The organism is Streptomyces sp. NRRL F-5755 (assembly GCF_001279365.1).
In the GTDB taxonomy this organism is placed as follows: Bacteria; Actinomycetota; Actinomycetes; order Streptomycetales; family Streptomycetaceae; genus Streptomyces; species Streptomyces rimosus.
The window spans coordinates 13388-32369 of record NZ_LGCW01000036.1 but is presented as its reverse complement, the minus strand read 5'-3'; the positions used below and the strand labels follow the sequence as shown (position 1 = coordinate 32369).

Here is an 18982-nt window from a genome sequence, read left to right as displayed (position 1 = left end):
GGCAGGTGCATCCACCACCATGAAGACAGTCCGTACGCACAGAGCGCGCGCCACGGTCGTGGCGCTGTCCGCGGGGGCACTGGTCCTGACCGCCTGCAGCAGCGGGGCCGGCAAGGGGGCGGAGGACGACGAGGGCCGCAAGAAGGCGGAGAGCCAGCGCGCCCAGATCACCTTCGGGGACGCCAAGGCGTCCACCGGACCGGCCGAGGCGGTGCCGGGCGCCACGTCCGGCGGCACCCTCAAGGTCTACCAGCGCGACACCTACGACCACCTGGACCCGGCCCAGATCTACGTCAGCGACGAGGGCACCATGTCCACGCTGCTGTTTCGCCGGCTGACCTCGTACCACCTGGACAACAAGGGCAAGTACACGGTGGTCGGCGACCTGGCGACGGACAGCGGCAAGTCCTCCGACGGCGGCCGGACGTGGACGTACACGCTGAAGAAGGGCGTGAAGTTCGAGAACGGTCAGCCGATCACCTCGAAGGACCTGCGGCACACCTTCGAGCGGCAGTTCGCGAGCTTCATCTCCAACGGGCCGACCTACGTGCAGCGCTGGCTGGCCGACGCGGAGGGCAACGAGTACCGCAAGCTGCTGCCGGACGGCCCGTACAAGGGCAAGCACCTGCCCGACAGCGTGCTGGAGACGCCGGACGAGAACACCATCCGCTTCCACTTCAAGAAGCCGGTCGGTGACCTGCCGTACGCGCTGGCCATGGCGGGCTACGGCATCGTGCCGGAGAAGGGCGACACCAAGGAGAAGTACGACAAGGCCCCGATCGCCTCCGGCCCGTACAAGATCCAGCCGGGGTCGTTCAAGTCCGGCAAGGGCATGCAGCTGGTCCGCAACCCCAACTGGGACCCGGACACGGACATCACCCGGCACCAGTACGTCGACCGGTTCGACATCCAGTTCGGGGTCTCCTTCCCCGACTCCACGCAGCGGCTGATGTCCGACAGCGCCGACAACAAGGCAGCCATCAGCTTCAACAACCAGGTCGACGCCGCCAGCCTCCAGCAGGTGGCGGGCGACCCGGACATCAAGAAGCGCTCCACCTCCGGCTACCAGCCCTACGTCGGCGTCATGAACTTCAACATGAAGCGCCTGAAGGACAAGAAGGTCCGCGAGGCCATCGCCTACGCGCTGCCCATCCAGGCCATCCTGGACGCGTACGGCGTGCCGGGCGGCGGCGAGCTGGCGGGCAGCTACATCAGCCCGACGCTCACCGGACACAAGGACATCGACCCCTACGGCAAGCTCAAGAAGCCGATGGGCGACGTGGAGAAGGCCAAGCAGCTGCTCAAGGAGGCCGGCAAGGTCGGCATGAAGCTGACCTTCGCGTACACCAACGCGCCGGAGCCGCAGAAGTACTCGGTCGCGGTCGCCGACAACCTGCGCAAGGCCGGGTTCGACGTGCAGAACAAGGACCTGCCGTCGGACACCTACTACGACATCATCGGCAAGGTCGACAACCAGTTCGACATCTACCCCTCCGCGTGGGGCGCCGACTGGCCCAGCGCGCTGACCGTGATCCCGCCGGTCTACGACGGCCGGCAGATCCAGGACAACGCGCCGAACTACTCGCACTACAACAACCCCGCGGTCAACAAGGAGATCGACCGGATCTCCCAGCTGACGGACCAGACGAAGGCCGCGCACGACTGGTTCGCGCTCGGCGAGAAGATCCTCAAGGAGGATCTGCCGCAGCTGCCGACCTTCTACTACAAGCAGATCCAGCTGCACGGCTCCAAGGTCGGCGGGGTCGTCAACAACGACATCATCAGCTCCGTCGACCCGACCAAGCTGTACGTGAAGAAGTAGCGGAGCCGGCGCCCCAGGCGTCCGCGCGCCGCCCGCGCCCGGTGTGCCCGTCGTCCCGGACGGGCACACCGGCCCGGCGCACCCCCGCCCCTCCGGCTGCCCACGAGAGCTGCGACTGCCATGCTGCGATTCCTCTTCCGCCGGTCCCTCGGCGCGATCGTGATCCTGTTGATCATCAGCGCGTTCACGTTCTTCCTCTTCTTCGCCGCCCCCCGGGATCCCGCGCTGCTGGCCTGCGGAAAGAACTGCACGCCCGACGCCATCGCATTGATCCACAAGAATCTCGGGCTCGACAAGCCGGTTCCGGTCCAGTACTGGGAATTCATGTCCGGCATCGTCACCGGACGGGATTTCGCCCAAGGCCCCTGCCCGGCCCCGTGCTTCGGATATTCCTTCGCCAACGGCGACCCCGTCTGGGACACGATCGTGGACCGTTTCCCGACCACCGTCTCGCTGACCATCGGCGCCGCCGCGGTCTTCCTGACGGTGGGCGTCGGCACCGGAATGATCGCGGCCTGGAAACAGGGCAAGCTGATCGACAAACTCTTCAGCTCGGCCTCGCTGGTGCTCTCCTCGATGCAGATCTATTTCGTCGGGCCGATCGTGCTGGCCGTGCTGGTCTACAACCTAGGCTGGTTCGGACAGCCGAAGTACGTGCCGTTCTTCGACGACCCCATGGGATGGTTCCTGGGGCTGATCATTCCCTGGTGCGTGCTGTCCATCATCTTCACCGCGCAGTACACCCGGATGTCGCGCTCGTCGATGATCGAACAGTTGCAGGAGGACCATGTACGGACCGCGCGGGCCAAGGGAATGACCTCCCGCAGGGTCTTCTTCCGCTATGCCTGGCGCGGCTCGCTCATTCCGATCGTCACCATTTTCGGCATCGACCTGGGGTCCCTCTTCGGCGGCGCGATGATCACCGAATACACCTTCGCGCTGCCGGGCCTGGGCACCCTCGCCGTGAAGTCGGTGCAGAACACCGACCTGCCGATGACCATGGGCGTGATGCTGTTCGCCGCGACCTTCATCATCCTGTTCAACATCGTGGTGGACGCCTGCTACGCGTTCATCGACCCGCGCGTGCGGCTGTCCTAGGAGAGACCCCGTGTCCACACCCACCCAGCCCGCGGCCGCGCCGGGCCCGGCCACGCCCGCACCCGCCGCACCCTTCCTGTCCGTACGGGACCTGTACGTACGCTTCGGCACCGAGGACGGCGTGGTCCAGGCGGTCGACAACCTCTCCTTCGACCTGGAGCGCGGCCGCACCCTCGGCATCGTCGGCGAGTCCGGCTCCGGCAAGTCGGTGACCAACCTGGCGATCCTGGGCCTGCACAGCCCCAACTACACGAAGATCGCCGGGGAGATCCTGCTGGACGGCGACGAGCTGACCGGGGCCCGGGAGAAGGACCTGGAGAAGCTGCGCGGCAACAAGATGGCGATGATCTTCCAGGACCCGCTGACCTCGCTGTCGCCGTACTACACGGTGGGGCGGCAGATCGCCGAGCCGTTCGTCAAGCACACCGGCGCGAGCAAGCGCGAGGGCCGGCGGCGGGCCATCGAGATGCTGGCCAAGGTGGGCATCCCGCAGCCGACGCTGCGGGTGGACGACTATCCGCACCAGTTCTCCGGCGGAATGCGGCAGCGCGCCATGATCGCCATGGCGCTGGTGTGCAACCCGTCCCTGCTGATCGCCGACGAGCCGACCACCGCGCTGGACGTGACCGTACAGGCGCAGATCCTGGACCTGCTGAAGGACCTCCAGCAGGAGTTCGGCTCCGCCATCATCCTGATCACCCACGACCTGGGCGTGGTCGCCAACACCGCCGACGAGCTGCTGGTGATGTACGCCGGGCGGGCGGTGGAGCGCGGCACCGTCAAGGAGATCCTCACCGAGCCGCAACACCCGTACACCTGGGGCCTGCTGGGCTCGATGCCGCGGCTGTCGTCGAGCGTCGAGGAGCCGCTGACCCCGATCCCCGGCACCCCGCCGAGCCTGCTCGCGCCCCCCTCGGGCTGCCCCTTCCACCCGCGCTGCGCCTTCCCTGCCGAGGTCGGCGGCTCCCGCTGCCAGGACGAACGCCCCCTGCTGGCCCCCGGGCGCGCCGCGGCCTGCCATCTGAGCCCCGAGCAGAAACACACCCTGTTCACCGAGAAGATCAAGCCCCGGCTGGGCTAGGAGCGACGACCATGAGCGCACCCGAAGACGTCATCGTCCCCGCCCCCCGTCCGGCCGCCGCCGGTGCCGGGGAGGTGCTGCTGACCGCCGAGGGGCTGGCCAAGCACTTTCCGATCATGGCCGGGTTTCCGTTCAAGCGCCGGATCGGCGCGGTGCAGGCGGTCGACGGTATCGACCTGACCGTGCACACCGGTGAGACGTTCGGCCTGGTCGGCGAGTCGGGCTGCGGGAAGTCCACCACCGGGCGGCTGCTGACCCGGCTGCTGGAGCCGACCGCGGGGTCGATCACGTACCGGGGCCGGGACATCACCCATGCCGGGCGCAAGGAGCTGGCGCCGGTCCGCTCCGAGATCCAGATGATCTTCCAGGACCCGTACTCGTCGCTGAACCCCCGGCAGACCGTCGGCACCATCATCGGCGGGCCGATGGAGATCAACGGCATCGATCCGCCGGGCGGCCGGGAGCAGCGGGTCCGCGAGCTGCTGGAGACCGTCGGCCTCAACCCGGAGCACTACAACCGCTTTCCGCACGAGTTCTCCGGCGGCCAGCGCCAGCGCATCGGTGTGGCCCGGGCGCTCGCGCTGGAGCCCAAGCTGATCGTCGCGGACGAGCCGGTCTCCGCGCTGGACGTCTCCATCCAGGCCCAAGTGGTCAACCTGCTCCAGGAGTTGCAGCGCGAGCTGAACATCGCGTTCCTGTTCATCGCGCACGACCTGGCGATCGTGCGGCACTTCAGCCAGCGGGTCGCGGTGATGTACCTGGGAAAGATCGTCGAGGTCGGCGACCGGGACTCGATCTACCACCGGCCGCGCCACCCGTACACCCACGCGCTGCTCTCCGCAGTACCGGAGGCCCGGCTGCTGGACGCGCAGGAGGAGCCGGACGACCGCGAGCGCATCCGGCTGGCCGGGGACGTGCCGTCGCCGATCGACCCGCCGTCCGGCTGCCGGTTCCGTACCCGCTGCTGGAAGGCGCGCGACAAGTGCGCCGCCGAGGAACCGCCCTTGGTGCAGATCACCGGCAACATCTCGGGCCACCTGACGGCCTGCCACTTCCCGGAGGAGCCGACGACGGCGGCGCGGGACGAGGACATCGTGCTGGACCCGGCGCTGGCGGCGATCGAGGACGCGGCGCCCGGTCCGGAGGCGGCGGGGGCCGGTCCGGGAACCCCCGGCGGCAGGGCGGACTGACCGGGGGCTTCGCACCACGCATTCACCGGTGTCACCTCAGCAGTCCGGGGCAGGCGCGAACCGGAGCAGGCGCACGGCCCGTCGCGGGGCCGCGGCGCCCGCTTCCGGCTCTCCCCGTACGCGGACATCGCGACGGCGCATCCATGCCCCGTTCTCCGGGCGGGCGAAGCCGAGGAGGCAACGCATTCACAAGAAGACAGAGGAAAAAGCATGGCTCAAAGCCCCCCGGCCCGGATACGCACCCGTGTGCCGCTCCTGGCCACCACCGGAGTTCTGGCACTCCTCTGCGCGAGCACCCCGGCCGCTGCCGCCACCGGCCCGCAGCGGCCCGCGCCGCGCCCCACTTACGCCATCGCCCACCGGGTGCTGACCGCCGACGGCGTGGACACGGCGCTGCGGCACGGCGCCAACGCCGTGGAGATCGACGCCACCGCCTGGAAGAAGGGCTGGTGGGCGGACCACGACGGCACCCTCACCAGTGCCGGCGACCCGATGGAGACCATGCTCAAGCGCATCGCGCAGCGGCGCGCCGAGGGCAGGAACGTCACTTTCGTGTGGCTGGACATCAAGAACCCGGACCACTGCCGCAGCGATGACGCGAAGCGGCGGCACTGTTCGGTGGCGGCACTGCGCGACATGGCCCGCCGCACCGTCGAGAAGCAGGGCGTCCGCGTGCTCTACGGGTTCTACGGCACCGAGGGCGGCACCGGCTGGAAGGACGTCACATCCCGTCTGCGCCCCCTCGAAGGGGTCGGGCTCAGCGGCAACGCCGAGGACGTGGCGAAGTCCTTCGCGGCCCACGGCTCCCGCATTCCCGCCAGGCAACGCGTCATGGACAAGGGCCTCTTCAGCCTCTCGCTCAACGCCCGCGCCATCACCTCCGAACTCCGCGCCGGTTCGAAGGCCCGGGACCGCGGGGCCCTCGCCTCGACGGCAGGCTGGACGGTCGGTACGGGAGACGCGAAGAACGCCGCCGGGCTGCTGGCGCCGTACGCGTCCGGCGGAGCCGGTGCCGACGGCCTCATCTACGGGAAGCGCGCCGCCTGTTACCCGGACGGCACGTCAACGTGGCGCGGCGGCTGCGGCACCGACGAGTCCTCCGTCAAGAGGGCGCTGTCCTCGGTCACCGGTTACGTCGCCGCGCACCCGGCCGAGCGGCGGATGGCGACGACCCGCGACATCCCCTTCGGAAGCTGACGTCCCGGCCGTCGGTGGTGCCGGGCAGCCCGTCAGCCGCCCGGCACCACCTGCCGCTCCTCCGCGAAGTGGCACGCCGAGGCGTGCCGGGCGGGCCCCGTCACCTGCTCGAACCCTTCCGGTACGGCCAGCGCCGGCACCTCCAGTGCGCAGCGCTCCCGCGCCTTCCAGCAGCGGGTGCGAAAGCGGCACCCGGACGGCGGGTCGGCGGGCGAGGGCACGTCCCCGGTCAGCAGGATGCGTTCGCGGCGGGTGCGTGCCCCGGGGTCCGGTACGGGTACGGCGGACAGCAGGGCCTGGGTGTACGGGTGCGTCGGATGGCCGTAGATCTCCTCCTCCGTACCGGTCTCGGCGAAGCGGCCGAGGTACATCACGGCGACCCGGTCGGAGATGTGCCGCACGACCGACAGGTCGTGCGCGATGAAGACGTACGACAGGTCGAACTCGTCCTGGAGGCGTTCCAGCAGGTTGACGACCTGCGCCTGGACGGACACGTCCAGCGCGGAGACCGGCTCGTCCGCCACGATGATCTCCGGGCGCAGCGCCAGACCGCGCGCGATGCCGATGCGCTGGCGCTGGCCGCCGGAGAACTGGTGCGGATAGCGGTTGATGTATTCGGGGTTGAGGCCGACGACGTCCAGCAGGTCCTGCACTTTTCTGCGTCGGTCGCCCTTCGGGGCCACCTCGGGGTGGATGTCGTACGGCTCGCCGATGATGTCGCCGACGGTCATCCGCGGGTTGAGCGAGGTGTACGGGTCCTGGAACACCATCTGGATGTTGCGGCGCACGGCCTTCAGCGCGCGCCCCGACAGCTTGGTGATGTCCTCGCCCCGGTACAGGATCTGGCCGCCGGTCGGCTTCTCCAGCCCCACCAGCATCTTGGCGACCGTCGACTTGCCGCACCCGGATTCGCCGACGATGCCCAGCGTCTCCCCCTTGCGCAGCGTGAAGGAGACGGTGTCCACCGCCCTGACGGAGCCGATCTGCTTGCGCAGCACGATGCCGCGGGTCAGCGGGTAGAGCTTGGCCAGCTCCCGTACGTCGAGGACGGGTTCCCCCGCGCCCGTTCCGGCCTCAGCGCTCATGGGCGCTCTCCCTGCTCACTGACGGTCTCCTCCCAGAAGTGGCACGCGCTGGCCCGGCCCGGCGCCACGTCGTAGAGCGGCGGCCGGTCCGTACGGCAGATGTCCTGCGCCTTGGGGCAGCGCGGGTGGAAGGGGCAGCCCGGCGGGATCGCGGTCAGGCTGGGCGGCAGGCCCTTGATCGCGTACAGTTCCCGGCCCTTCCGGTCCAGGCGCGGGATGGAGTCCAGCAGACCGCGGGTGTACGGGTGGGCCGGCGCCCGGTAGAGGTCGTGGACGGGGGCTCTCTCCACGATCCGGCCCGCGTACATGACGGCGATCCGGTCGGCCACGTCCGCCACCACGCCCAGGTCGTGGGTGATCAGGACGAGGCCCATGGCGTACTCCCGGCGCAGCTCCGCCAGCAGATCCATGACCTGCGCCTGGACGGTCACGTCGAGGGCGGTGGTGGGCTCGTCCGCGATGATCAGGTCGGGCTCCAGGGCCAGCGCCATCGCGATCATGATGCGCTGGCGCATACCGCCGCTGAACTGGTGCGGGTAGTCGCCCACCCGGCTGCGGGCGGCCGGGATGCGCACCCGGTCCATCAGCTCGGCGGCCCGGTCGCGGGCCTCCTTGCGCGAGGCGCCGCGGTGCACCTCGAACATCTCCCCGAGCTGCGCGCCCACGCTCAGCACCGGGTTGAGCGCCGACAGTGCGTCCTGGAAGATCATCGCCAGCTTGGTGCCGCGGATACGGCGCCGCTCCTCGGCGCCCATCCGCAGCAGGTCCCGGCCGTGGAAGAGGATCTCGCCGCCGGTGACGTGGCCGGGCGGGGTGTCGAGGATGCCCAGCACCGCCTGCGCGGTCACCGACTTGCCCGACCCCGACTCGCCCAGCACGGCCAGCGTCTCGCCCGCCGCGACCGTGTAGCTGACGCCGTTGACCGCGTGCGCGATCCCGTCCCGCGTACGGAACTCGACCTGCAAGCCGCGTACGTCCAGCAGCGCGCCGCCGTCCGCCTCCGTGCCCGGGGACCTGCCCTCCACCGTCATCCACCGTCTCCTCAGCGCAGCTTGGGGTCGAGGGCGTCGCGCACCGCGTCGCCGAGCATGATGAACGCCAGCACGGTCAGGCTGAGCGCGCCCGCCGGCCACAGCAGCATGTGCGGCGCGTTGCGGATCTGTTTGGACGCCTCGGAGATGTCGATGCCCCAGGAGACGGTCGGCGGTTTCAGGCCGACGCCCAGGTAGGACAGCGTCGCCTCCAGCGCGATGTACGTACCGAGCGCGATGGTCGCCACGACGATCACCGGCGCGACCGCGTTGGGCGCCAGGTGCCGCAGCAGCAGCCGGGTGTTCCCGGCGCCCAGCGCCCGCGCGGCCTGCACGAAGTCGGCCTGTTTGACGGTCAGTACGGAACCGCGCGCGATCCGCGCGAGCTGCGGCCAGCCCAGCAGCACGATGAACCCGACGACCGGCCACACCGACCCGGACGGCACCACGGACAGGAACACCAGGCCGCCCAGCAGCATCGGGATCGCGAAGAACATGTCCGCGATACGGGAGAGCAGCGCGTCCCACCAGCCGCCGAAGAACCCGGCGAGGCCGCCCAGCACCCCGCCGAGCAGGGCGGCCCCGGCCGTCGCGCAGACGCCGACCGTCACCGACGCGCGGGCCCCGTACACCGTCCGCGCGAAGACGTCACAGCCCTGGGTGTCGAAGCCGAAGGGGTGGCCGGCCCGCGAGCCCTCCTGGGACAGGGTGATGTCGCAGTCCAGCGGGTCGGTGCCGGTCAGCAGGGACGGCCGGACGGCGATCAGCACGAAGAAGACGATCAGCAGTCCGGAGACCAGGAAGACCGGGTTGCGGCGCAGGTCGTGCCAGGCGTCCGACCACAGGCTGCGGGCCCGTCCGGCGGCGGGCTGCACGCCGGTGCCCTGCGGCGCTCCCGGGGCGCCGGGCACCTCGGGCGGTCCGGCGAGCCCGCCCATGGTCTCCGCCTCGACGGCGGGCAGCGGCGTCCCGCTGCCCGCCGTCTGGAACGGCTCGTGGCGCTCGGGTTCATGCATAGCGGATCCTCGGGTCGAGCACGGCGTACAGGAGGTCGACGATCAGGTTCGCCAGCAGGAAGACGATGACCAGGACGGTCACGAAGCCGACGACGGTCGGGGAGTTCTGGCGGACGATGCCCTGGTACAGCTCGTAGCCGACGCCGTGCACATTGAAGATCCGCTCGGTGACCACCGCGCCGCCCATCAGGGAGCCGATGTCGGCGCCGATGAAGGTGACCACCGGGATGAGCGAGTTGCGCAGCAGGTGCCGCACCACGATCCGCCGCCGGGGCAGGCCCTTGGCGACGGCCGTACGGACGTAGTCGGCGCGGGCGTTCTCCGCGATCGACGTGCGGGTGAGCCGGGTGACGTACGCCAGCGACACCAGCGCCAGCACACAGCCGGGCAGCAGCAGCGCGTCCAGAGGCGCGCCGATCGGGACGGCCGGGGTGACCCAGCCCCACTTCACGCCCAGCAGGTACTGGAGGACGTAGCCGCTGACGAACGTCGGCACGGACACCACGACCAGCGTCAGCACCAGCACCCCGGTGTCCAGCAGCCGCCCGCGCCGCAGCCCGCTGAGCACGCCCAGCGTCACCCCGACGACGATCTCGGCGACGATGGCGACGGCGGTCAGCCGCAGGGTGACGGGAAAAGCGGTGCCCATCTTGTCCAGCACCTGCAGGCCGTCGAACGTCGTGCCGAAATTCCCGGTGAAGATCTGCCCCATGTACTGCAGGTACTGCTGCCACAGCGGCTCGTCCAAATGGAGTTCGCGGCGGATCTGCGCGGCGGTCGCGGGGTCCGGGGCGCGGTCGCCGGAAAGCGCGGCGACCGGGTCGCCGAGCGCGTACACCATCACGAAAATCAGGAAGGTGGCACCGATGAAGACCGGCACCATCTGCAGCAGCCGCCGGATCACATAACGCACCATGGCCGTCCGCCCGCCCTCAGTCCTTGATCGTGATCTGGTCGTACACCGGAACGCTGAAGGGGTTCAGGACGACATGTTCGACCCGGTCCGTGTAGCCGCCGCTGCCGTTCTGGTACCACAGCGGGATCGCGGGCATTTCCCGGGCGAGAATGCGCTCGGCCCGGTGATACGTGGCGTTGACCCGGCCCACGTCGCTCTCCGCGTTGGCGCGGCTCACCAGCTGGTCGAATTCCTTGTTGCTCCAGCCCGAGTCGTTGGACGAGGCGCCGGTGAAATACTGGCTCTGCAGGAAGGTCTGGATCAGCGGATAGTCCATCTGCCAGCCGGCGCGGAAGGGGCCGCTCATCTTCTTCGCGCTGACCTTGGACCGGTAATCGGCGAAGGTGCCCATCGGGCTCCCGTCGCACACATGGCGTCCCAGCGCCCGGTTCACGCTGTTGCACAGGGCGTCCACCCACAGTTTGTGCGATCCGGTGTCCGCGTTGTACGTCACCTTCATCGACCCGCCGGGAAGCCCGCCCCCCTCGTCGACCAGCTTCCGGGCCGCCGCCGGGTCGTACGTGCACGCCGCGCCGCACAGTCCCGCCTGGTAGCCGCCGTGCTCGCCGAGGGCCATGGCGGTCCAGTCGGTGGCCGGCGTACGCGTCCCCCGGAAGATCTGCCGGGTGATCGCCGGGCGGTTGATGGCCATGGAGATGCCGCGGCGGACTTTCTCCGTCCCCGGCTTGGCCCAGCCCTTGTCATACATCGGAAACGACAGCGTCTGAATGATCCCGGCGGGCTGGTTGATGTACCGCCCTTGCAGATCCTTCTGCACATGCTTCAGCTGCGAGGCCGGCACATCGTCCACGAGGTCGAGATTTCCCGCCATCAAGTCGGTATAGGCGGTGTCGTTGTCCGTATAGACCTGAAGATCAACTCCACCGTTCTTCGCCTTGTCGGGCCCCGGATAATCCTTCCGGGTCCGCAACCGCATGATCCCGCCCTTGGCGTACGACTGCACGGCGTACGGCCCGTTGCCGACCGGCTTCGCCAGCCAGGCGTCGTGGTCGGTGAAGAACGACCGGGGCAGCGGCAGAAAGGCGGTGTAGCCCAGCATCTCCGGCCACAGCCCGAATTTCTGGTTCAGCCGCACCGTGAACGTCAGCTCGTCCTTGACCTTCAGCCCGCGCATCGTCCGCGCGGTCGGCTTCGCGCCCTCCCCTTCCGGGTGGACCTCCTCGTACCCCTCCACATAGCTGAAGAATGGCGCCCCGAGCTGTCGATTGCCGACCAGCGCCCCGTAATTCCAGGCGTCGACGAAAGACCGGGCCGTCACCTTCTCCCCATTGCTGAAGGACCACCCCGGCTTGAGCTTCACCGTGAAGTTCCGCGCGTCCGGCGATTCGACCGACTCGGCCACCATGTTCTCGGCCACGGCCGTGCGCGGGTTGTACCGCTTCAGTCCCCGGAAGGCCAGGTCGAGCACCTTGCCGCCCTGTACGTCGGTGGTGTTCGCCGGCTCCACCGGGTTCTGCGGGTCGCCCCAGGACGCCCGTACGACGCTGGGGTCCTGCCCGCCCCCGCCGCACCCGGCGCCCGCCAGGGCGACCGCGGCGGCCGCGAAGAACGCCGAACCGACACGCGAGGCTCCGCGCAACGAGCTGCCTCCTCAGAGCTGCGGCCCGGGCGCCCGCACCCACCCGGCCTATCAGCCCCAACCTGACATCCCGGACCCGCCGGAACCCGTTGCCCGGGCTGAACACGGGCCAGAACCGCCCGTATGAGCGACGCCGGCCGCTCGTGGCGTCACTTGTCGTAGGGCTCGCAGCCGATGCCGTCGCCGTCACGGTCGAGGTGGTACGGATCGGAGGGCCCGACCGACGTCGGCCCGGGAAGATCCGAACAGTCGATGTCGGGCGGCCCGTCCGACGACGGCCCCGGCGAAGGCGAACCGGTACCCCCGCCACTCGGCGTCGGACCCGCCACCGCACGGATGTCCGCGGCGACGATCACCCCGTCCCGGACGGTGTACGTACCGGCGAAGGACCGCACGGACCCGTCCCGCTGCTCCGCGTCCAGCGCGACCGAGACCGTGTCCCCCCGTACGCCGGTGACGTGAACGCTGTCGTGCGCGGTGTCCGCGAAACCCGCCACGAAGGCGTCATAGGAGCCCCCGAGATGCTTGCCGCCGAGGTCCCAGGCCCGACGGAAGTCACGCTCATTGATGGCCGCGTAGTAATCCTCGACAACGGATGCGGCGTCCCGCGACGCAGCCGACCCCTCCGGTGCGGCACTGGGGGCACCCGTCCCCGTACCGGAAGGCGAGGGCGCCTCGGTGACCGTACGAGTACTCGTAACCGTCGTCCCCGTCCCGTCGCCGCCGGATGAACCACACCCGGCCAGAACGGCCCCCAGCAAGGCGGCCCCCGTCATCACGCAGCAACGCCGCATCGGTCTCACCCCACAGGCGAAACGTCCCTACGCCCCCAGTCTGCGCCGCCCACAAGCTCACCGCCCGTGGATCACCCGCCGCCCCGCCCGAACACCCCGCCCTTGACCACCCGCACCAGCCCTCCCAGAGCCCCCACGGAAACTCCCATCACCACCTCGGGCTCCGCGCTCTCCCGCACCCACCGAATGGCGCCGGGCCCTGCCGCCACCTCGACACACGCTTCGGTGTGCCCCTCGCTGAAGCTGGATTTCTGCCACGTTTCGCGCACCGCTCGCCCCATCTCCAGCACCCGCTGCTCTATGGGCCGTCGAACGCCCCCGCTTTCACCACCTGCACGAAGCATCGAACCGCAGCGCAGCCGGCTCTTACCGTCGCCGCGGGAGCGGCGCTCTCACGGAGGTGTGCGGCCCCGGTCGGGTCCAGCGCCATTTCGACGCACGTGTCGGCGCCGCCTTCGCTGAAGCTGGACTTCTGCCACGCGAGCTGAGACATGCACGCCTTCCTAGAGCAAGGGATACAGGACACGCTGGATGATCCCCAGCGAGTCCTTGACCGCGTGCGACTCCGGCAGAACAGCAGCGTCAACCGGAGGCAACGCCACTTCACTGAGCCTAGCGAACGTGGCGTGATACCTGGCAAGGGCATCCGGGTCGCCCAGGTACAGGGACTTCTCGACGTGGGACACGACGACAGTGCCCAATTCCTCGACCTGTGGCTCCAACACCGTGAAGGACGTGCCGAAGGGAACCGGTCCGGCAAACGGCAGCACTTGAACGGTCACGTGCGGGAGCCGTGCGATCTCGATCAACTGGATCAACTGATCACGCATGACATGGCGTTGCCCCAAGGAGACGTGGAGAGCCGCCTCGTGGACGATCAAGTGCGTCTGCGGCGCCCCGTTGCCGTGCAACACCTGCTGACGCCTCATTCGGAACTCGATCGCGCGGTCCCGTTCGCGCCTCGCCTCCCGCGTGTAGCCACCGTGGTGGATGGCTGCTGCGTACTCGCGCGTCTGCAACAGCCCCGGAATGAACATCGGTTCGTAACCGAGCAGACGTCGAGCTCCGGACTCCAATTCGGCGAGATCGAGGAGCGATGGCCGGACAGCGCTTCTGTAAGTACTCCACCATCCCTTCCCCCGGGCCTCCCCCATCTCGATCAGCGCTTCAAGATAGGTGGAACGTGTACCACTCGCGGTCTGGGCCAATTCGCGCAGCCTCGCCGGGGCCAGCGACGTACGGCCGGCTTCGACGTTGCTGACGTGCGATTGCCGCATGCCCATCACGTCCGCGGCCTCGCTGACGGTCAGGCCGGCCCGTTCGCGCAGCCTGCGGACCTCGGCCCCGAAACGCCGCTGCCGGTACGTGGGGTTCGCCCTCAGGCCCATGCATCCCTCCCAGTTCTCCCATCGGCAGTATGGCCCAACTCGCCATTTCCCCGAGCCGGTTGCACGTATACGCCACACCCCCTTACCTTACGTATGGCGCCAGTCACAGACTGCACTCACCTGGAGGCTGCCTCATGAGCACGCCCAGCGAGACCTGGTCCTACGGCTTGTTCATTCCGCACGACCCCCGGGCGGTCGGTGTCGTCAGAGCCGCACTGCGGCACATCCTGACCGGGGCCGGGCTGAACTGCCTGGTCGAGACGGCGGAGCTGATGGTGTCGGAGCTGGTGACCAACTCGTACCAGTACGGCAGGACCGACGCGTACGTGAGCGTGGACCGTTCGCCGTTCGACCTGACCATCGCCGTATGGGACACCGGACCCGGCGTGCCGGAGCAGCAGAAGGCGGCGGTGGACGAGGAGTACGGGCGGGGGCTGGGGATCGTGGACGCCTGTGCGGACAGCTGGGGAGTGCGGGACTATCCGAACGGCAAGGCGGTGTGGTTCACGCTGGCGCAGCGGAAGCCGACGGGGGCGTTCGGGGACTGGGGGTGAGGCGCAGTGTGCGGGCCGCAGCGGGCGGCGGGTGATGCCGCCGTTGCGGCAATGCTGCGGCCGGCGGATCACCGTACTCCGCCTTCCTGAGCTCGCCTCATCGACGGATATCCGGTCCGCCCCACACCGCGAATCCGTACCCGTACCCGAACGCGAAGGCGCCCGGACCGATCCGGTCCGGGCGCCCGCGCACTCAGGAGGGAGACGGCCCTACGCCGCCCCCACCACGTCCTTCTCCTCGGCGAAGTGGCAGGCCGACTCGTGGGCGGCCAGGGAGTCCGAGCCGGCGAAGCGCTCGGGGATCGCCAGCAGCGGGAGTTCCTCGGCGCACTTGTCCTGGGCCTTCCAGCAGCGGGTGCGGAAGCGGCAGCCGGACGGCGGGTTGGCCGGGGACGGGACGTCGCCGGTCAGGATGATGCGCTCGCGGCCCTCGCGCGCGTCGGGGTCCGGGACGGGGACGGCCGAGAGCAGCGCCTGGGTGTAGGGGTGCGTCGGGTGGTCGTAGATCTGCTCGTCCGTGCCGATCTCGGCCATCTTGCCGAGGTACATGACCCCGACCCGGTCGGAGATGTGCCGGACGATGGACAGGTCGTGCGCGATGAAGAGGTAGGAGAGGTTGAACTCGTCCTGGAGCTTCTCCATCAGGTTGATGACCTGCGCCTGGACGGACACGTCCAGCGCCGAGACCGGCTCGTCGCAGATGATGATCTCCGGGTTGAGCGCGAGGCCGCGGGCGATGCCGATGCGCTGGCGCTGGCCGCCGGAGAACTGGTGCGGATAGCGGTTGACGTACTCGGGGTTGAGGCCGACGACGTCCAGCAGATCCTGCACCTTGCGGCGACGGTCGCCCTTCGGGGCCACCTCGGGGTGGATGTCGAAGGGCTCACCGATGATGTCGCCGACCGTCATCCGCGGGTTGAGCGAGGTGTACGGGTCCTGGAACACCATCTGGATGTTGCGCCGTACGGCCTTCAGCGCGCGCCCCGACAGCTTGGTGATGTCCTGGCCCTTGTAGAAGACCTCGCCGGAGGTCGCCCGCTCCAGGTTCATCAGCAGCTTGGCGACGGTGGACTTGCCACAGCCGGACTCGCCGACGATGCCCAGCGTCTCGCCCTGGTACAGCTCGAAGGAGATGCCGTCCACGGCCTTGACCGCGCCGACCTGCTTCTTGAACAGGATGCCCTGGGTGAGCGGGAAGTGCTTGACCAGGTTGCGGACTTCGAGGATCGGCTCGCGCCGCGCGTCGTTCTTCGGCTCAGCCATTGATCGTCTCCTCCCAGAAGTGGCACGCGCTGCCGCGGGCGTCGGCGACGGTGTGCAGCGCCGGCACCTCCGTACGGCAGATGTCCTGCGCCTTCGGGCAGCGCGGGTTGAACGCGCAGCCCGGCGGAATGTTGAGCAGGTTGGGCGGCAGGCCCTTGATCGCGTACAGCTCCTGGCCCTTCTGGTCCAGGCGCGGGATGGAGTCGAGCAGACCGCGGGTGTACGGGTGGGCGGGGGTCTTGTACAGCTCGTGCACGGGAGCGTGCTCGACGATCCGGCCCGCGTACATCACCGCGATCTTGTCGGCGACGTCCGCGACCACGCCCAGGTCGTGGGTGATCAGGATCAGGCCCATGTTGAACTCGCGCTGGAGGTCCGCGAGCAGGTCCATGACCTGCGCCTGGACGGTCACGTCGAGGGCGGTGGTGGGCTCGTCCGCGATGATCAGGTCCGGTTCCAGGGCCAGCGCCATCGCGATCATGATGCGCTGGCGCATACCGCCGGAGAACTGGTGCGGGTAGTCGTCCACCCGCTTCGAGGCGGCCGGGATCTTCACCCGGTCCATCAGTTCGACCGACTTGGCCTTGGCCGCCTTCTTGCCGAGGCCCTGGTGGACCCGGAACATCTCGCTGAGCTGGTAGCCCACGCTGAGCACCGGGTTCAGGGAGGACAGTGCGTCCTGGAAGATCATGGCGATCTTGGCGCCGCGGATCTTGCGGCGCTGCTCGCCGGACATCTTCAGCATGTCCTGCCCGCGGAAGAGGATCTCCCCCTGCGGGATCTTGGCCGGCGGCATGTCGAGGATGCCCATGATGGCCTGCGCGGTGACGGACTTGCCGGACCCGGACTCACCGAGCACGGCGAGCGTCTCGCCCGCGCTGACGCTGTAGTTGACGCCGTTGACGGCCTTGACGACGCCGTCCCGGGTGTGGAATTCCACGTGCAGATCGCGGACTTCGAGGAGGGTGCCCTCGCTCTTGTCCCCGGCCCGCTGCGCGGGAACGTCCGCCGGCTTGGAGATGGTGGTCACGTACGCCTCCCTCAGCGCAGCTTGGGGTCGAGGGCGTCGCGCACCGCGTCGCCGAGCATGATGAACGCCAGCACGGTGATGCTGAGGGCGCCCGCCGGATAGAGCAGCATGTGCGGCGCGTTGCGCACGTCCGTGGCGGCGGTGGAGATGTCGATGCCCCAGGAGACCGTCGGCGGCTTCAGGCCGACGCCCAGGAACGACAGCGTCGCCTCCAGGGAGACATACGTACCGAGCGCGATGGTCGCCACGACGATGACGGGCGCCAGAGCGTTGGGCGTGATGTGCCGCAGCAGCATCCGCGAGGTGCTCGCGCCCAGGGCGCGCGCGGCCTGCACGTAGTCCTGCTGCTTGGCGGTGATCACCGAACCGCGGGCGATACGGGCGATCTGCGGCCAGCCCAGGATCGCCATCAGCAGCACGACCGTGAAGATCGAGCCGCCCTTGATGACGGACAGGAAGACGATGCCGCCGAGCAGGATCGGGATGCCGAAGAAGATGTCGCCGACCCGGGAGAGGATCGAGTCCCACCAGCCGCCGAAGAAGCCGGCCAGACCGCCCATGAAGCAGCCGAAGACGGCGGCGAGGAGGGTGGTGCACACACCGACGACGACCGAGGCCCGGGCACCGTAGACGGTGCGGGCGTAGACGTCGCAGCCCTGGGTGTTGAAGCCGAAGGGGTGGCCGTCGGTCGCGCCCTGCTTGGACTTGGTGATGTCACAGGCGTACGGGCTGGTGCTGGTCAGCAGGCTCGGCCAGATCGAGACGACGATCAGGAAGAGGATCAGCACCGCGGAGATGTAGAAGATCGGGTTCCGCCGCAGGTCGCGCCAGGCGTCGCCCCACAGGCTGCGGGGCTTGTCCGCCTTCAGCTCCACGTTGACGATCTCGGCCGCGGCCACGGAAGCCTGGGTGTTCAAGGAGGTGTCAGTCTCAGGCATAACGGATCCTCGGGTCCAGGACCGCGTAGAGCAGGTCGACGAGCAGGTTGGCGGCGAGGAAGACGACCACGAGGATGGTCACGAAGCCCACCACGGTCGGTGAGTTCTGCCGCAGGATGCCCTGGTAGAGCTGGTAGCCGACGCCCTGGATGTTGAAGATCCGCTCGGTGACGACGGCGCCGGCCATCAGGCCGCCGATGTCGGTGCCGAGGAAGGTGACGACGGGGATCAGCGAGTTGCGCATCAGGTGGACGGTGACCACCCGGCGGCGCGGCAGGCCCTTGGCCGTCGCGGTGCGGATGTAGTCCGAGCGCAGGTTCTCCGCGATCGAGGTACGGGTGAGCCGGGAGACGTAGGCCAGCGAGACACCCGCCAGCACGATGCCGGGCAGCAGCAGCTGGTCGAGGGTGACGTCGATGGAGACCGCCGGGGCGGCCCAGCCGAGCTTCACGCCGATGAAGTACTGCAGCACGTAGCCGGTGACGAACGTCGGGATCGAGATCACCAGCAGCGTGAAGACCAGCACGCCGGTGTCCACGAACCGGCCGCGGCGCAGGCCCGCGATGACGCCGAGGGTCAGGCCGACCACCAGCTCGATGGCGAACGCCACCAGCGTCAGCTTGATGGTGTTCGGGAAGGCGTTGCCCATCAGTTCCACGACCGGGGTGCCGTTGAAGGACGTACCGAAGTCGCCCTGGAAGATCCCGGCCATGTATTGCAGGTACTGGCTCCACAACGGGTCGTTGAGGTGCAGGGACTCCCGGATCGCCGCGGCGGTGGCCGGGTCCGGTGTCCGGTCTCCGAACATGGCGGCGATGGGATCGCCGATCGCGTAGACCATGACGAAGATCAGGAAAGTGGTGCCGATGAAGACGGGCACCATCTGGAGCAGTCGTCGTATGACGTAGCGCCCCATGTGTCCTCCAGGAAAGCGCCGACG

Annotated in this window: 19 protein-coding genes; 6 read left to right on the top strand and 13 right to left on the bottom strand. The window is 69.0% G+C overall.

The window, feature by feature from the left end:
* Nucleotides 1-19 precede the first annotated feature (19 nt).
* From ADK86_RS06540 to ADK86_RS06520, 5 genes are all read left to right on the top strand, one after another.
* Entirely contained in the window at nucleotides 20-1822 is a 1803-nt protein-coding gene (locus ADK86_RS06540; RefSeq protein ID WP_053695725.1) for an ABC transporter substrate-binding protein, read from the top strand.
* Nucleotides 1823-1942: 120 nt separating this feature from the next.
* Nucleotides 1943-2920 carry an ABC transporter permease gene (locus tag ADK86_RS06535; protein WP_030587129.1) on the top strand — a complete coding sequence of 326 codons (978 nt, stop codon included), beginning with the start codon at nucleotides 1943-1945 and terminating at the stop codon, nucleotides 2918-2920.
* A gap of 10 nt (nucleotides 2921-2930) precedes the next feature.
* Nucleotides 2931-4001, top strand: a complete 1071-nt coding sequence (locus tag ADK86_RS06530; protein ID WP_030587126.1) for an ABC transporter ATP-binding protein — start codon at nucleotides 2931-2933, stop codon at nucleotides 3999-4001.
* Between the two features lie 11 nt (nucleotides 4002-4012).
* The gene (locus ADK86_RS06525; RefSeq protein WP_053695724.1) at nucleotides 4013-5191 is read left to right on the top strand and encodes an ABC transporter ATP-binding protein; all 1179 of its coding nucleotides are present in this window, start codon (nucleotides 4013-4015) and stop codon (nucleotides 5189-5191) included.
* A 210-nt stretch (nucleotides 5192-5401) separates the two neighbouring features.
* On the top strand, nucleotides 5402-6388 hold the full coding sequence (locus ADK86_RS06520; protein WP_234345733.1) for a phospholipase: 987 nt from the start codon (nucleotides 5402-5404) through the stop codon (nucleotides 6386-6388).
* 32 nt (nucleotides 6389-6420) lie between these two features.
* On the opposite strand, the gene ADK86_RS06515 is transcribed toward ADK86_RS06520, so the two are convergent.
* The 9 genes from ADK86_RS06515 to ADK86_RS06475 all read right to left on the bottom strand — a co-directional run bounded on the left by ADK86_RS06515 (nucleotide 6421) and on the right by ADK86_RS06475 (nucleotide 14257).
* Nucleotides 6421-7473: an ABC transporter ATP-binding protein gene (locus tag ADK86_RS06515; protein WP_053695722.1), complete on the bottom strand. Its 1053-nt coding sequence runs from the start codon at nucleotides 7471-7473 to the stop codon at nucleotides 6421-6423.
* The gene (locus ADK86_RS06510) at nucleotides 7470-8504 is read right to left on the bottom strand and encodes an ABC transporter ATP-binding protein (protein WP_053695721.1); all 1035 of its coding nucleotides are present in this window, start codon (nucleotides 8502-8504) and stop codon (nucleotides 7470-7472) included. Before ADK86_RS06510 ends, ADK86_RS06515 begins: the two co-directional genes overlap by 4 nt.
* Nucleotides 8505-8515: 11 nt before the next feature.
* Nucleotides 8516-9520 (bottom strand): ABC transporter permease, encoded by a 1005-nt coding sequence (locus ADK86_RS06505; RefSeq protein ID WP_053695720.1) that lies wholly within the window; start codon nucleotides 9518-9520, stop codon nucleotides 8516-8518.
* Nucleotides 9513-10436 (bottom strand): ABC transporter permease, encoded by a 924-nt coding sequence (locus ADK86_RS06500; RefSeq protein ID WP_053695719.1) that lies wholly within the window; start codon nucleotides 10434-10436, stop codon nucleotides 9513-9515. Before ADK86_RS06500 ends, ADK86_RS06505 begins: the two co-directional genes overlap by 8 nt.
* Nucleotides 10437-10452: 16 nt before the next feature.
* The gene (locus tag ADK86_RS06495) at nucleotides 10453-12075 is read right to left on the bottom strand and encodes a peptide ABC transporter substrate-binding protein (RefSeq protein ID WP_053695718.1); all 1623 of its coding nucleotides are present in this window, start codon (nucleotides 12073-12075) and stop codon (nucleotides 10453-10455) included.
* A 149-nt stretch (nucleotides 12076-12224) separates the two neighbouring features.
* A complete protein-coding gene (locus tag ADK86_RS44270) occupies nucleotides 12225-12572 on the bottom strand; it encodes an excalibur calcium-binding domain-containing protein (protein WP_053695717.1) in 348 nt (115 codons plus the stop codon).
* Between the two features lie 368 nt (nucleotides 12573-12940).
* The gene (locus ADK86_RS06485) at nucleotides 12941-13150 is read right to left on the bottom strand and encodes a DUF397 domain-containing protein (RefSeq protein WP_063788954.1); all 210 of its coding nucleotides are present in this window, start codon (nucleotides 13148-13150) and stop codon (nucleotides 12941-12943) included.
* A 17-nt stretch (nucleotides 13151-13167) separates the two neighbouring features.
* Nucleotides 13168-13362 (bottom strand): DUF397 domain-containing protein, encoded by a 195-nt coding sequence (locus ADK86_RS06480; protein ID WP_053695715.1) that lies wholly within the window; start codon nucleotides 13360-13362, stop codon nucleotides 13168-13170.
* A gap of 10 nt (nucleotides 13363-13372) precedes the next feature.
* The gene (locus ADK86_RS06475; protein ID WP_078951871.1) at nucleotides 13373-14257 is read right to left on the bottom strand and encodes a helix-turn-helix domain-containing protein; all 885 of its coding nucleotides are present in this window, start codon (nucleotides 14255-14257) and stop codon (nucleotides 13373-13375) included.
* Nucleotides 14258-14391: 134 nt separating this feature from the next.
* Here ADK86_RS06475 and ADK86_RS06470 point away from each other — a divergent pair, with 134 nt between their 5' ends.
* Entirely contained in the window at nucleotides 14392-14811 is a 420-nt protein-coding gene (locus ADK86_RS06470) for an ATP-binding protein (protein WP_053695714.1), read from the top strand.
* A gap of 210 nt (nucleotides 14812-15021) precedes the next feature.
* On the opposite strand, the gene ADK86_RS06465 is transcribed toward ADK86_RS06470, so the two are convergent.
* From ADK86_RS06465 to ADK86_RS06450, 4 genes are read right to left on the bottom strand one after another with little or no spacing between them, the layout of a single operon-like run.
* Nucleotides 15022-16074, bottom strand: a complete 1053-nt coding sequence (locus ADK86_RS06465; RefSeq protein ID WP_030641013.1) for an ABC transporter ATP-binding protein — start codon at nucleotides 16072-16074, stop codon at nucleotides 15022-15024.
* Nucleotides 16067-17104, bottom strand: a complete 1038-nt coding sequence (locus ADK86_RS06460; protein ID WP_053695713.1) for an ABC transporter ATP-binding protein — start codon at nucleotides 17102-17104, stop codon at nucleotides 16067-16069. Before ADK86_RS06460 ends, ADK86_RS06465 begins: the two co-directional genes overlap by 8 nt.
* 11 nt (nucleotides 17105-17115) lie before the next feature.
* The gene (locus ADK86_RS06455) at nucleotides 17116-18042 is read right to left on the bottom strand and encodes an ABC transporter permease (protein WP_053695712.1); all 927 of its coding nucleotides are present in this window, start codon (nucleotides 18040-18042) and stop codon (nucleotides 17116-17118) included.
* Nucleotides 18035-18958 (bottom strand): ABC transporter permease, encoded by a 924-nt coding sequence (locus ADK86_RS06450; protein ID WP_053695711.1) that lies wholly within the window; start codon nucleotides 18956-18958, stop codon nucleotides 18035-18037. The genes ADK86_RS06455 and ADK86_RS06450 overlap by 8 nt, the downstream gene beginning before the upstream one ends.
* Nucleotides 18959-18982 lie beyond the last annotated feature (24 nt).